The following is a 12,062-nucleotide window of genomic DNA, read 5'->3' on the forward strand; positions in this document are numbered from 1 at the left end:
TTTTATGGATAAAGTTTCGGAAGACATAAATCGTATTTTAGCAAAATGAGACCCTATTGAAATCGATGACAAAGATCATTTCCATTATACCGGTTAGAATAGAGAAGTCCTACTGTTAGATTCACTGAGCATTTAAATTCAAACACTGCAAGAGCAACATTGAATTATCAAGTGGTTTCAGGAGCTACTAATTTAACTCAAATTCAAGCAAGGATTTGGGAACAAACTTTAATAAATCAATATGGTTTAGGAAAAAATGGAGGATTGCTTTTCAATAAAATCAATTCCATAGCGCCTAAATATTGGGGACAATATGGGATCAAATAAAATTATTTCCAAATAAAAGATTTAGTATATTTCTATAAAAACGGTCAAAACTATGGTAAGAATATATACAAAAATAGGAGATGTTTTCTCTGCAAAAACAGACGAGAAAACTAAAAAATATTTTCAATTAATAGCTTATGATTTAACACAACTAAATAGTGATGTTATTAGAGTATTTAAGGAACGATATCCAATAAATTCAAATCCTGACTTATCAAAAATAGTAAGCGGTGAAATAGATTTTTATATACATTGTACAACAAAAGCAGGTATAAAGATGAACCTTTGGAACAAAATTGGTAATAACAAGAATATTGGAGAAACCAATCATATATTATTCAGAAGCACAAACGATTATGGAGTAAAACCTGGCGAAAAGCCTATAACAGTCTCTACAGAATGGTGGGTGTGGCGAATTAATGAAAAACAGAAATATGTAGGAAAATTAGAAAAAGAATATCAAAAATCATATATTGGATTGATAGTAAGTCCATTCGTTCTTTTAGAACTGATAAAAGATTATAGATATTCCATAAATTATCCCTCGTTTTGAAAAGGGATAATTTACAACCAAACATTACAATCGGAATTCAAAGAATATTCGCGCGATTGTTTCATTGTAACTGAGATATTTGCAGATGAATACAGATGGGAAAAAGGGTTCAAAAGTATAAAGGAACGGGATATTGAGTTACAATATAGCCAATATTTATGAGAATTTATTAAAAACAAACTTTAATGACAAAAACAGGATTTTTAATATGCTTTTTATTTATTGTTAATAAAGCATTTGCACAAGTTGACAATTTCTATTATACCAGCTATAATAAGATAGACTCAATGTTAACAGGCAAAAAAGAGTTGAATTTGAAAGAAGCTATATTTACAACTGAAAATGCCTACTTTGACGGTAATCTAAGCCACTATAGATTCGAGAATAGTTTACAGCAATTCACATCTTTTATCAAGTCACTCTCTACAAATAAGTTAATCAGTTATAATCATACTGATTTTCATTCAGTTAACACTCATGCTGCTATCTTTCGGATGATGACAGATACAATTCCGGTACACGTTTCCGACACTACCTTATTATACCATTTACCTTTCCAATATAATTTTGATGATTATGCAGGCAAAAAAGAATGGAGCAACATGTTTGTCTCTACTTTAATGGTTACACGTAAAGGGAATTGTCACTCATTACCCCTATTCTACAAACTGCTGACCGAAGAATTGGGTGAGAAATCGTGGTTGGCATTAGCGCCCAATCACGCTTACATCAAACTACACAACCAAGCCGACGGTTGGTATAATGTGGAACTGACTTCGGGACAATTTCCTACTGACGTATGGATAAAAGCTTCCGGATATATCCATACCGACGCTATTCGAAACGGTATTTATATGGATACACTTTCTTTGAAAGCTACAGTTGCTATTTGTATGACGGATCTGGCTGAAGGTTATAAGCATAAGTTCACTTCTACCTACGAACCGGAATTCATACTGCAATGCTGCAATCGTACCTTGGAAGCATTTCCTAATTATATTAACGCTTTATTACTTAAAGCAGAAACATTATTCGAGATGTTTACGAAAACAAAAAATGAAAATTATTATCGGAAAGCAGAAAATATTTATTCACATATCCATCAGTTAGGTTATCGCAAAATGCCCGAAAAGATGTATCTGAAATGGTTACAATCGATAAAGGAACATCCCGGCACACACCATCAATAAAAATCAAGAAAACATCCCATATATGTCCCTAATCAACCAATTTAACAAAATTGAAAATATGAAAGCTATTTATAATCACATGAAATTTATAATCAAAAATGATTTTCCAGAAATAGGGGTATATTTATATGTTTTTCAAAAAGGCAAATGCATTGCGGATTACTTACAGGACGACAGCTCCTTGTGTAAAGAAGTTGCACTGGAGGAATATGGAGTTCCTATGGATATTTGGCAAGAAAGTGAAGATAATTAAAATCCAAGGTATTTTTTTTATAGAGATAAGTAAAGAATTACCAGAAGCATCAACTCACACAATAAATAACTTTAAGAAGCAAAAAATGAGAATTAGATTGAATCAAAATCAGATGAACTATTTATATGATAATTTCATAAAAGGCAATACCTGTTTAATGCTAAAATTGAGAATCGATAAAAAAGAGAATGTCTATTTGATTGAAGTTAATGATGATATAGCTGATCAAATAAGAGATTGGGCAAATTTGCAATTACAAAGAAAAGGATTTGACAGGCATTACAAATTGACAAAAGAAGGTGAAATCTTAGACATGTTGATTGACGCTTTTTAGACAAAAAAATATTAGCTTATACAGTAAATCAAGATATAATATAAAACAAATTCGTAATATCAAACCATATGAGAGAATTAAACCTGCAAGAAGAAAAACTTTTGGAAGAGTTGATTTCGCGTTCAAATATAAAGATTCCTTCTAATTGGAAAAATGATTTATTAGTATCTCCTTTACATGATGGAAAAATGGGGAGTTTAACACTGTTCCCACACAATACGCTCAACAAAGAACGCCATTTTGGGGTGCAAGTTAGCGAATGCCAATTTAAAGATATTGATGGAGTGCCAGTAATAGCCTCTTTATATTTAGATAAAGATAACGAACTTTTCGAATTAGATATATGGAAAGTTGATTTTAGTAAATTGGAGATGATTCCTTCTCATTTTGAGGATGTTGAATATTCAAACCAAATACCGAAAAAATAAAGCGAGAAGTAGGCGGTTTCGATAAAAGACACTCGCTACTGATGAATTTTTATTCTCAATTGCTCATTTAAATAATCAATACCCATGAATGCCAACGAAATAATCAAATCTTTTTCCGATTTCTTAAATGCAAGTTGGAACTATGTTATTCCATTGTTATCGGAAAGAACTTATACATCAAATGAAGATTCAATAAATGATTGGATGCAGGCAAATTGGGAATTATTGGTTGAGAGAAAAATTCTGCCATTAAACGAATACCTGGAAGTTTATGGAGATGGAGCAGATTTTAATGGTATAAGCAGTAGAATAACCGATATCAATATAGCCGCAACTCACTATCTTTCAGTATTCATTCATCACGGAACAGATCTATTAACAAATGAAAAAATTAATAATTCCATCTTTTCATTTGAAAAGTTTGTAGGATTTAGAGCAGGTTTTTACACTGTAGCACCTCCGTTTAAATATGTTCTTGTGTTGGACAATAACAATATGGAAAGAGTTTTCCGTATTGAAAATACACATTTCGAACTACATAAGATTATATAATACCAACTCCTCATGCTTATATTAAAGAAAAGATGTATACCCAATACCACCCAAAACGGATTATCTAAAAAAGAAAGCTATGTGTGAATATCTAGATTTCAAAGAATTGAATTTACATGACTGTAAAGTCTATGCTTGGGGAATCCTTTCTGAAAGCCACAAATTATTGATGGATGTAGATTGGATCGTTTCATGGAAGCTACAAAATGGAACATATCGTTTACATATATCCCCATGCACTTTTGTATTTTCCAATGTATGGGATGTAAATATAGACATCGTCATGAATACGACTTTAATCATTGATAGTATGGAAATAATTTCAGAACAAGTACCTCACAATATATCAGTTTTGTCCAAAGGTACTAAAGAATACGCTTGTAGAATTAATTTTTTAGAAGGAAGTTTTTCTTTTAGGACTATTGATTTTACTATCATTCAACGAACCAAAGAGATAGAATCTACCATTGCCAATCTTTCTGAGAATGAGAGAGAAGGAATCTCCTTATCAATGGATGGAACTAAATATCGAGTGAATTTATAACATATCTACAATTGTACCTAAGCCTGCATAATAGTTAAGCAATTTATAGAATGTGAAAATAGCTTATGGATAAAGTTTCGGAAGACATAAATCATATTTTAGCAAAATGGGATCCTATTGGAGTTGGCGAAAACATAGCAACGGACGAATACAAAGGATACATCCCTATGATTCTCCATTTGCTTCCAAATCGGCAAGAATTGATGGAATATTTGGAAAATGTTCTTATGAATGAAATGGGTCTTGATTATAATTCAAACAATAAAAATCACCTTTATGACTTACAAAAAATTTGTAATAGCCTGATTGAAATCTATCAAAATCATAAGAAGTAAAAATTATAATACCCACACAGAAACATTTCACACGAACTTCTGCGTTACTTCGAATAGAAAAACCTATCTTTGTGATACATAAAAAACGATGATTATGGAAACAATGGACCGCTATATCCGATTTGACTGGGCAATTAAACGACTGTTGCGCCAGAAAGCCAATTTTGGGGTACTCGAAGGGCTGCTGACGGTACTGCTGAATGAAGAGGTGAAAATAGTGGAAATCCTCGAAAGTGAAAACAATCAACTGACTGCTGATGACAAGTTCAACCGTGCAGACATCAAGGCGAAGAACAGCAAAGGAGAAATCATCATTGTGGAAATACAAAACACTCGTGAATTGTATTATCTCGAACGCATCCTTTATGGAGTGGCGAAAGCAATTACCGAGCATATCTCACTCGGAGAACGCTATTATGAAGTGAAGAAGATATATTCCGTCAGCATTCTCTATTTTGATATTGGCAGGGGAGAAAATTACCTGTATCATGGGCAAAACACGTTTTTAGGTGTACATACCGGTGATCAGCTATTGGTCACCACCAAAGAGAGGGATGCCATAGTGACCAAGTTACCCGCCGAAGTATTTCCCGAATATTTTCTAATTCGCGTAAACGAATTCGACAAAGCCGCTGTCACCCCACTCGAAGAATGGATAGAATACTTGAAAACCGGAAGAATACGGCCGGACACCGTAGCACCGGGACTTGCAGAAGCCAGACAGAAACTCATTTATTATAATATGACCGCGGAAGAACGGCATGCCTATGACGAACATCTGAATGCTATCATGATTCAGAATGATGTGCTGGACGGAGCTAAACTGGAAGGATTGCAGGAAGGACGTGCGGAAGGGCGTGCGAAAGGATTGCAGGAAGGCAAAAAGCTAAACCAGATCGAAGTAGCCCGTAACTTAAAAAAGATGGGACTTTCTACAGAAATGATTGTTCAGGGAACCGGATTATCCGTAGAAGAAATAGAGAATTTATAAGACCAGTGTGGCCCGCTCTATCATAGACGTGTTAGCAAAAAGAAAAGCCCTCTTTTTGCTAACACGTTTTATTTTGGCAGTATCCATAATTTTGTGTAAATAGAAACGGGATTCAGTTATAAGTTCTCTTATATCTGAATTCTGTTTTCAAAAATAAGCATAAATTGATTCATAATCAATCCCCAGTTAGTAATCGGCATTGTCCATTTCTTCTCAATCTCCATCAGAGAAAGGTATACCATTTTCTTCACAGCATCATCCGAAGGGAATGAAAGTTTTGATTTAGTGTACTTTCTGATTTTTCCATTCAGATTTTCTATGAGGTTTGTTGTGTAGATTATTTTCCTGATTTCCAATGGGAACTGGAAGAAAACAGTCAGGTCATCCCAGTTATTCCTCCATGAGAGGATGGCATAAGGGTACTTCCCTCCCCATTTCTTTTCCAAATTATCCAGTTCCACGGCAGCAGCCTCCTTGTTGGGCGCGTTATAGATGTTCTTCATATCGGCTGTAAACTCTTTCTTGTCCTTGTAAACGACATATTTGCAGGAGTTCCTAATCTGATGTACGACACATATTTGCGTGGAAGATTGAGGAAATACGGCACGTATGGTGTCGGTAAATCCGTTCAGGTTGTCAGTGCAGGTAATCAGTATGTCCTGCACTCCGCGGGCCTTCAAATCTGTCAGGACACCCATCCAGAATGAAGAACTTTCTGATTTTCCAACCCACATGCCAAGGACTTCCTTCAAGCCGTTCTGTTTCAGACCGATACAGAGATAGACAGTCTTGTTGATGATTTTGCCGTTGTCACGAACCTTGAAGACAATACCGTCCATCCAAACGATAAGATAGACCGGGTCCAAAGGGCGGTTCTGCCATTCCTGAGCAGCTTGATTGACTTTGTTCGTGATGATGGAAATGGCTGATGTGGACAGTTCTATCTCATAGATTTCACGCATCTCCTCTTCTATGTCGGACACGCTCATTCCTTTGGCATATAGGGAGATAACAAGTTTTTCTATGGAAAGCCCACGACTCTCGTGTTTGGGAACAACTATGGGCTCGAATTCACCGTTACGGTCACGGGGAATAGGTATGACCGCTTCACCGTGTTCGGTTTGGATTTTCTTGGGGTAGCTGCCGTTACGGGAATTGCCGCTGTTATGACCGGAAACCGAATTCTTCTCATAACCCAGATGGGCATCCATCTCACCTTCAAGCATTTTCTCCAATACCTGCGCGTGTAACTGCTTCAGAAACTTGCTGACATCAGCTTCTGTTTTGAACTGGCTAAGGAACTCCTTACTTAATACCTCATCAGGCACTACATGATTCTTCTCTTTCATAATTTTCTTCATTTTGCAAAGCTATTAAATAAAAAATACGGAACCCATACTGAAGCCCGTATTTTACATTTACACAAAATATTTTATAGTGCCTTTATTTTTTACAGTTAGAAGGTTTTTGTTATCTTTATGCACGAAGTCCACCACTAAGTGATTTTCTCCGTTCTTTGGTTGTTATTTCATTAACTATTTTTTAGTACGGGTAAGTTTCTTTACTGATAACCACATATACAAGAAACGTTATACAATATACGAATTTGCTATGGAACAACTTACGAAAAAGCCCCTTTACCCTATCTCCTTTTTCTTTACACCTAATTAATGTTTCCATTTTTACATCTATGCAGGTTGTCTCATTTTATAAATACTTTGCTTGTTTATCGGTGAGAAAAACCCCGTTGCTCGTAGAGAATCGAAGTGTTCATCGTAGAGGAACGAGCCGATTCTCTACGAGCAATTAACCGATTACATAGTACATTAATAACCAGACTTTTACAGATCCTTCTAAATGTCTCAGATTTTCATTTCCAAATAATCTCTTTATCTTTTTTTTCAGCACATACATATATCTTAAATCACAACAAAAGCAATATCATTTCACACATAATCTTCATCATGTAGTTATTATTCGTAAATCAGTTTCAAGAACCCCAATAAAATATCTTCGCACTCGCAACAGAGTTAATAACTGTTATATATTCTCCTTATAGCAATCAGATCATCAACAGCTATTTGGCAGACGGTCGGAAGATAAAAACGATATATAAGACCTATACCACCAACATTGTAGTCCCGCAGGATATTATCTGGAAAAGCGATGATCCATGCGAGATCTCTACCGATCAGTGGGACGGAAGCTACATGTACCGAAGCAGGACAGTAAAGAACGGATACGTCAATCATGAGATGTACATGATCCAGATTCCCGAAGGCTTCATTTCCGCCGACCACTTAGGAAGTGACGAAGAACGATATTATCTTTACAATTATTACGTGCATGATCACTTAGGAAATGTGAGACTCAGTAAAAGCGTGGAATCCAATGTGATTGCATTACAATCACTGCTGTATTCTCCAACGGGAATTCTCTTAGGGAACAGTAAGAATGTGGAACGCCAACCGTTTATGTTCGGAGGGAAAGAGTTTATCGGCATGCACGGATTGAATGAATATGATTTCAACGCAAGGATGTATGATCCATGGTTGATGAAAACACAGACCATGGATCCGATGGCAGAAAAGTATGCATGGATAAGCCCATATGCATTCTGCAATAACAATACAGCAAGATACACCGACCCTACGGGAATGATATTTACAGATAGGGCATGGGAAAAAGTTAAATATTTTCTCAGTGATATAAGTAAAAGAATAGCAAGAAATGCTGCCGGGATAGAAAAAGCTACTGCTTTAATTAATGGAGGTGGACTTTCTGACAAAGAGATTCGGAAACTACAGAGAAAAATCAATAGGCTGACTGATAACAATACAGAATTAGAAGCTGCAAGGGGAGAAATAGCAATATTGAAGGCATCAGATCAAACTTATGATATACATACAGATAATTTTACAAGCACAAATGAATCAGCGATAGGTGGAGCCGGGTTCAATTTTAAAAATAACAATTTCGAGATTAAACTTCCAAGTACAGGAGGCCTGTCTATGCTTGCCCATGAATTAAAACATGCTTATCAATTTGAAATAGGAGAACTTAGTACTGGAGAATTTAAAGATGGTCAGCCTTATTACGATCAATCGGATGAAGTAGCCGCTTATGCAAGAGGAGCTTTGTTCGGTGGAATACCGCGTTCCGTTTTTTCAATAGCTGAAGATGAAATTTATGGGCGCCTTCAAAAAGGGCCGATGGATGTGACAAAAGAACCGGAAATCAAGATAAACAGCCCAAAAATGTTACAAAACATGGCAAATGTCACACATTCTGCCTTTAGAGTAAACGGAGTTACTTACATAAGAATTAAATAAAAAAATGAAAAAGTATATATTTATTATTATTTTGTGCTATTTCAATGTCTCCTGTCAAACCTACAGCCCGATCGGAATGCCTTATATGTCGGATATTTACATATCTCCCCGAAACGCAGCAACCGATGACTCTTATTTAATACTAAGGGAACAACCTAAGGTTTTTGAGATGCAATACTCCAGTCAAATAGGTTTTGTCACGTTTGGAGGATGGAATATGATGAACGATACATTATATCTGTACCCTCGGTACGAATCCGGAGATCATTCAGCTCTAAAAAAATTACGGGAAATTCGCCTAAGCAATTTAACTCTGTTTAATATACCTCAGAAATACGTAATAGTAGGAGACAAACTGATTGATAGAACGGACTACAGTATTCTCTTTACAGAGGATTTGGAATACTTTAAATCCCATTTCAGTAATCCCAGTAAAATAACATATTTAAGAATTCCAATGAAAGCATCCAAATTCAGACGGAAATATAGTCGGCTAAAGCGTACAGATACATGGGAACAAGTCTCCTGTCCTAAAAAATAATTTACAAAGTAAATATTACAAAATATGGCAAATGTCACACATTCTGCCCTTAGAGTAAACGGAGTTACTTACATAAGAATTAAATAAGAAAAATGAAAAAGTATATATTTATTATCATTTTGTGCTATTTCAATGTCTCCTGTCAAACCTACAACCCGATCGGAATGCCTTATATGTCGGATATTTACATATCTCCCCGAAACGCAGCAGCTGATGACACCTATATAATATTAAGGGAACAACCTAAGGTTTTTGAAATACAATACTCCAGCCAAATAGGTTCTGTCACGTTTGGAGGATGGAATATGATGAACGATACATTATATCTGTACCCTCGGTACGAATCCGGATTAGATGATCCGGCTCTAAAAAAATTACGGGAAATTCTTCCAGAAGATCAATTAACATGGTTTAATATGCCTCAGAAATACGTAATAGACGGAGACAAACTGATTGATAAGACAGATCTCACCATTGTCTTTACGGGTGAGTTGGAACCCTTTAAATCTCTTTTTAGCTCACCCAGCAATATAACATATTTAAGAATTCCAATGAAAGCATCCAAATTCAAACGAAAATATAGTCGGCTAAAGCGCGCAGATACATGGGAACAAGTTTCCTGCCCCTCAAAAGAGAATTCATACGATAAATAAATACTTGACTACAAATTTAAATAATACCTAAATGAAAAAATATATCCCCATCTTGTTATGCTGTTTTATAATCATGTCTTGTCAAACACACAGATATACGAGATTTCCTCGTTTATTATCCATACCCAGCAAAATATGTTTGAAGAATCATATAAGTGCGTCGAAATTTTCTCACATATTATTCATACGTAGCTCTTCTATGGAAGACAGTACCGCTATTTCCTACTTTATCATGAGAGAAAAGCCCAGAATGTTTGAGATTCACTTACCTGATGACTGGAAAATGATAATGGGAAATTGGGAAATAACAAATGACACAGTATACTTGAACCCAATGTATGAATACTACACAAAAGAGAATGAATATTTAATTCGCGAAATCTCGCTAAGCAGATCTGCTTGCATAGCATTTCCTAAAAAGAGTTTGAAGAGAAGAAATCTATTGATTGATAAAATAGAATATAACACAGTCGGTCCCGATTCAACTATATCCGATTCATCCTTCATTCTAAATGCAGTGAAATACACAAAAATCCCACAAAAGGTTCCTACTTTGAAAGAGATATATAAACGGTCGCGCTAACTAAAAATCATGAGAAGAGAAATGCAATAATCAAAGACACATCATATATGCTCCAAACTAATTTAACCCTAAAAACAGGAGCTGTTATCAAGAAGGTGAGATAATTTTGTAATCTTCTCCATCGGTTATGTCGCCAAGCCAAGCCACCTTCATCCCCCTTTATTAAAACCATTCTTGAATAAATTCCGCTTTTATGTATAAAAAGAATAAAAAAGTTTGGTTTTATGCATCATTTTTCCAATTTATTGCATACTTTTGCGCCATTCTTAGAATAATTATACAAGATGAAGAAGAAAGCAAACCGATTAGACGCTATCAAAATGATTATCTCAAGCAAAGAGGTAGGTTCACAGGAAGAGTTGTTACAGGCTCTTGCAGCCGAAGGTTTTGAACTGACGCAAGCCACTCTTTCACGTGATTTGAAGCAATTGAAAGTAGCCAAAGCAGCCAGCATGAACGGTAAATATGTATACGTATTGCCTAATGACATCATGTACAAACGTGTTGGTGACCAAAGTGCCACCGAGATGTTAATGAACAATGGCTTCGTCTCCCTGCAGTTTTCCGGCAACATAGCTGTAATCAAAACACGTCCCGGATACGCCAGCAGTATGGCTTATGATATCGACAATCGTGAGTTCGGCGATATATTAGGAACCATTGCCGGCGATGACACCATCATGCTTGTATTGCGTGAAGGTGCCGAGCCTAAAATGGTACGAAACTTCCTGTCACTTATTATTCCGAATATACAATAAACAGATAACTATATACTCGACACTTATTAAAGAAATGGAGACTCAAAAAATAGATGTGATGGTAGCCGACGCCTCACATGAGGTTTACGTTGACACTATTTTGGAGACAATCAGAAATGCAGCGAAAGTACGCGGGACAGGAATTGCAGAACGTACACACGAATATGTTGCAACCAAGATGAAAGAAGGGAAAGCCATTATCGCCCTGGAGGGAGATAAATTTGCAGGTTTCACTTATATAGAATCGTGGGGTAATAAACAATATGTAGCGACATCGGGATTGATCGTACACCCAGACTATCGCGGTTTGGGACTGGCAAAACGTATCAAACAAGCTTCTTTCAAACTCGCCCGCCTGCGTTGGCCATGGGCCAAAATATTCAGTCTGACCAGTGGTGCCGCCGTTATGAAAATGAATACGGAACTCGGCTATGTACCCGTTACGTTCAACGAACTGACGGATGACGAAGCATTCTGGCGCGGCTGCGAAGGTTGTATCAACCATGATATATTGGTAGCCAAAAACCGGAAATTCTGTATTTGTACGGCGATGCTTTACGATCCGGAGAAACATAAAGAAGAGGAATAATGTGCCGATTGGTCAATGTGCCAATATGCCAATTAATAGAGAAAGAAAAGAATTAAAATAATATAATGTACCGCATCGTCAATAGAACAATCGGGGCAT

15 protein-coding genes are annotated in these 12,062 nt (G+C 36.1%); 14 read left to right on the forward strand and 1 reads right to left on the reverse strand.

Features of this window, described 5'->3' with window-relative positions:
• The first annotated feature begins 379 nt into the window (after positions 1 to 379).
• From HMPREF1532_RS06640 to HMPREF1532_RS06680, 9 genes are all read left to right on the forward strand, one after another.
• Complete coding sequence (locus HMPREF1532_RS06640) at positions 380 to 880, forward strand: hypothetical protein (RefSeq protein ID WP_005926662.1); 501 nt, start codon at positions 380 to 382, stop codon at positions 878 to 880.
• 287 nt (positions 881 to 1,167) lie between these two features.
• Positions 1,168 to 2,070, forward strand: a complete 903-nt coding sequence (locus HMPREF1532_RS06645; protein ID WP_229103545.1) for a hypothetical protein — start codon at positions 1,168 to 1,170, stop codon at positions 2,068 to 2,070.
• Between the two features lie 22 nt (positions 2,071 to 2,092).
• Positions 2,093 to 2,323 carry a type 2 periplasmic-binding domain-containing protein gene (locus tag HMPREF1532_RS06650; protein WP_005926666.1) on the forward strand — a complete coding sequence of 77 codons (231 nt, stop codon included), beginning with the start codon at positions 2,093 to 2,095 and terminating at the stop codon, positions 2,321 to 2,323.
• Positions 2,310 to 2,657 (forward strand): hypothetical protein, encoded by a 348-nt coding sequence (locus tag HMPREF1532_RS06655; protein ID WP_224203746.1) that lies wholly within the window; start codon positions 2,310 to 2,312, stop codon positions 2,655 to 2,657. Before HMPREF1532_RS06650 ends, HMPREF1532_RS06655 begins: the two co-directional genes overlap by 14 nt.
• A gap of 68 nt (positions 2,658 to 2,725) precedes the next feature.
• Positions 2,726 to 3,085, forward strand: a complete 360-nt coding sequence (locus HMPREF1532_RS06660; RefSeq protein WP_005926670.1) for a DUF6984 family protein — start codon at positions 2,726 to 2,728, stop codon at positions 3,083 to 3,085.
• Between the two features lie 84 nt (positions 3,086 to 3,169).
• Positions 3,170 to 3,637 carry a hypothetical protein gene (locus tag HMPREF1532_RS06665; RefSeq protein ID WP_005926673.1) on the forward strand — a complete coding sequence of 156 codons (468 nt, stop codon included), beginning with the start codon at positions 3,170 to 3,172 and terminating at the stop codon, positions 3,635 to 3,637.
• Between the two features lie 79 nt (positions 3,638 to 3,716).
• Positions 3,717 to 4,181: a hypothetical protein gene (locus HMPREF1532_RS06670; RefSeq protein WP_005926676.1), complete on the forward strand. Its 465-nt coding sequence runs from the start codon at positions 3,717 to 3,719 to the stop codon at positions 4,179 to 4,181.
• Positions 4,182 to 4,246: 65 nt separating this feature from the next.
• Positions 4,247 to 4,516 carry a hypothetical protein gene (locus HMPREF1532_RS06675; RefSeq protein WP_005926679.1) on the forward strand — a complete coding sequence of 90 codons (270 nt, stop codon included), beginning with the start codon at positions 4,247 to 4,249 and terminating at the stop codon, positions 4,514 to 4,516.
• Between the two features lie 94 nt (positions 4,517 to 4,610).
• The gene (locus HMPREF1532_RS06680) at positions 4,611 to 5,507 is read left to right on the forward strand and encodes an Rpn family recombination-promoting nuclease/putative transposase (RefSeq protein ID WP_005926682.1); all 897 of its coding nucleotides are present in this window, start codon (positions 4,611 to 4,613) and stop codon (positions 5,505 to 5,507) included.
• Positions 5,508 to 5,635: 128 nt separating this feature from the next.
• Here the strand turns inward: HMPREF1532_RS06680 and HMPREF1532_RS06685 are convergent, their stop codons facing one another.
• Positions 5,636 to 6,856, reverse strand: coding sequence for an IS256 family transposase (locus HMPREF1532_RS06685; RefSeq protein ID WP_240043655.1), 1,221 nt, complete (start codon positions 6,854 to 6,856; stop codon positions 5,636 to 5,638).
• Between the two features lie 912 nt (positions 6,857 to 7,768).
• Here HMPREF1532_RS06685 and HMPREF1532_RS06690 point away from each other — a divergent pair.
• From HMPREF1532_RS06690 to HMPREF1532_RS06715, 5 genes are all read left to right on the forward strand, one after another.
• Positions 7,769 to 8,839: an RHS repeat domain-containing protein gene (locus HMPREF1532_RS06690; RefSeq protein WP_167556080.1), complete on the forward strand. Its 1,071-nt coding sequence runs from the start codon at positions 7,769 to 7,771 to the stop codon at positions 8,837 to 8,839.
• A 633-nt stretch (positions 8,840 to 9,472) separates the two neighbouring features.
• On the forward strand, positions 9,473 to 10,033 hold the full coding sequence (locus tag HMPREF1532_RS06700) for a hypothetical protein (RefSeq protein WP_005926693.1): 561 nt from the start codon (positions 9,473 to 9,475) through the stop codon (positions 10,031 to 10,033).
• A gap of 199 nt (positions 10,034 to 10,232) precedes the next feature.
• Positions 10,233 to 10,616 carry a hypothetical protein gene (locus tag HMPREF1532_RS06705; protein WP_148301677.1) on the forward strand — a complete coding sequence of 128 codons (384 nt, stop codon included), beginning with the start codon at positions 10,233 to 10,235 and terminating at the stop codon, positions 10,614 to 10,616.
• A gap of 284 nt (positions 10,617 to 10,900) precedes the next feature.
• Positions 10,901 to 11,374, forward strand: coding sequence for an arginine repressor (gene argR, locus HMPREF1532_RS06710; RefSeq protein WP_005926699.1), 474 nt, complete (start codon positions 10,901 to 10,903; stop codon positions 11,372 to 11,374).
• 34 nt (positions 11,375 to 11,408) lie between these two features.
• Positions 11,409 to 11,963, forward strand: coding sequence for a GNAT family N-acetyltransferase (locus HMPREF1532_RS06715; protein ID WP_005926702.1), 555 nt, complete (start codon positions 11,409 to 11,411; stop codon positions 11,961 to 11,963).
• Positions 11,964 to 12,062 lie beyond the last annotated feature (99 nt).

The organism is Bacteroides salyersiae WAL 10018 = DSM 18765 = JCM 12988, from assembly GCF_000381365.1.
In the GTDB taxonomy this organism is placed as follows: domain Bacteria; phylum Bacteroidota; class Bacteroidia; order Bacteroidales; family Bacteroidaceae; genus Bacteroides; species Bacteroides salyersiae.

What these genes read in the sequence shown, in the direction of transcription:
- HMPREF1532_RS06640 (WP_005926662.1), top strand. Translation starts at nt 380, where the DNA reads ATGGTAAGAATATATACAAAAATAGGAGATGTTTTCTCTGCAAAAACA.
- HMPREF1532_RS06645 (WP_229103545.1), top strand. Translation starts at nt 1,168, where the DNA reads ATGTTAACAGGCAAAAAAGAGTTGAATTTGAAAGAAGCTATATTTACA.
- HMPREF1532_RS06650 (WP_005926666.1), top strand. Translation starts at nt 2,093, where the DNA reads ATGTCCCTAATCAACCAATTTAACAAAATTGAAAATATGAAAGCTATT.
- HMPREF1532_RS06660 (WP_005926670.1), top strand. Translation starts at nt 2,726, where the DNA reads ATGAGAGAATTAAACCTGCAAGAAGAAAAACTTTTGGAAGAGTTGATT.
- HMPREF1532_RS06665 (WP_005926673.1), top strand. Translation starts at nt 3,170, where the DNA reads ATGAATGCCAACGAAATAATCAAATCTTTTTCCGATTTCTTAAATGCA.
- HMPREF1532_RS06670 (WP_005926676.1), top strand. Translation starts at nt 3,717, where the DNA reads ATGTGTGAATATCTAGATTTCAAAGAATTGAATTTACATGACTGTAAA.
- HMPREF1532_RS06675 (WP_005926679.1), top strand. Translation starts at nt 4,247, where the DNA reads ATGGATAAAGTTTCGGAAGACATAAATCATATTTTAGCAAAATGGGAT.
- HMPREF1532_RS06680 (WP_005926682.1), top strand. Translation starts at nt 4,611, where the DNA reads ATGGAAACAATGGACCGCTATATCCGATTTGACTGGGCAATTAAACGA.
- HMPREF1532_RS06685 (WP_240043655.1), bottom strand. Translation starts at nt 6,856, where the DNA reads ATGAAAGAGAAGAATCATGTAGTGCCTGATGAGGTATTAAGTAAGGAG.
- HMPREF1532_RS06690 (WP_167556080.1), top strand. Translation starts at nt 7,769, where the DNA reads ATGATCCAGATTCCCGAAGGCTTCATTTCCGCCGACCACTTAGGAAGT.
- HMPREF1532_RS06700 (WP_005926693.1), top strand. Translation starts at nt 9,473, where the DNA reads ATGAAAAAGTATATATTTATTATCATTTTGTGCTATTTCAATGTCTCC.
- HMPREF1532_RS06705 (WP_148301677.1), top strand. Translation starts at nt 10,233, where the DNA reads ATGGAAGACAGTACCGCTATTTCCTACTTTATCATGAGAGAAAAGCCC.
- argR (WP_005926699.1), top strand. Translation starts at nt 10,901, where the DNA reads ATGAAGAAGAAAGCAAACCGATTAGACGCTATCAAAATGATTATCTCA.
- HMPREF1532_RS06715 (WP_005926702.1), top strand. Translation starts at nt 11,409, where the DNA reads ATGGAGACTCAAAAAATAGATGTGATGGTAGCCGACGCCTCACATGAG.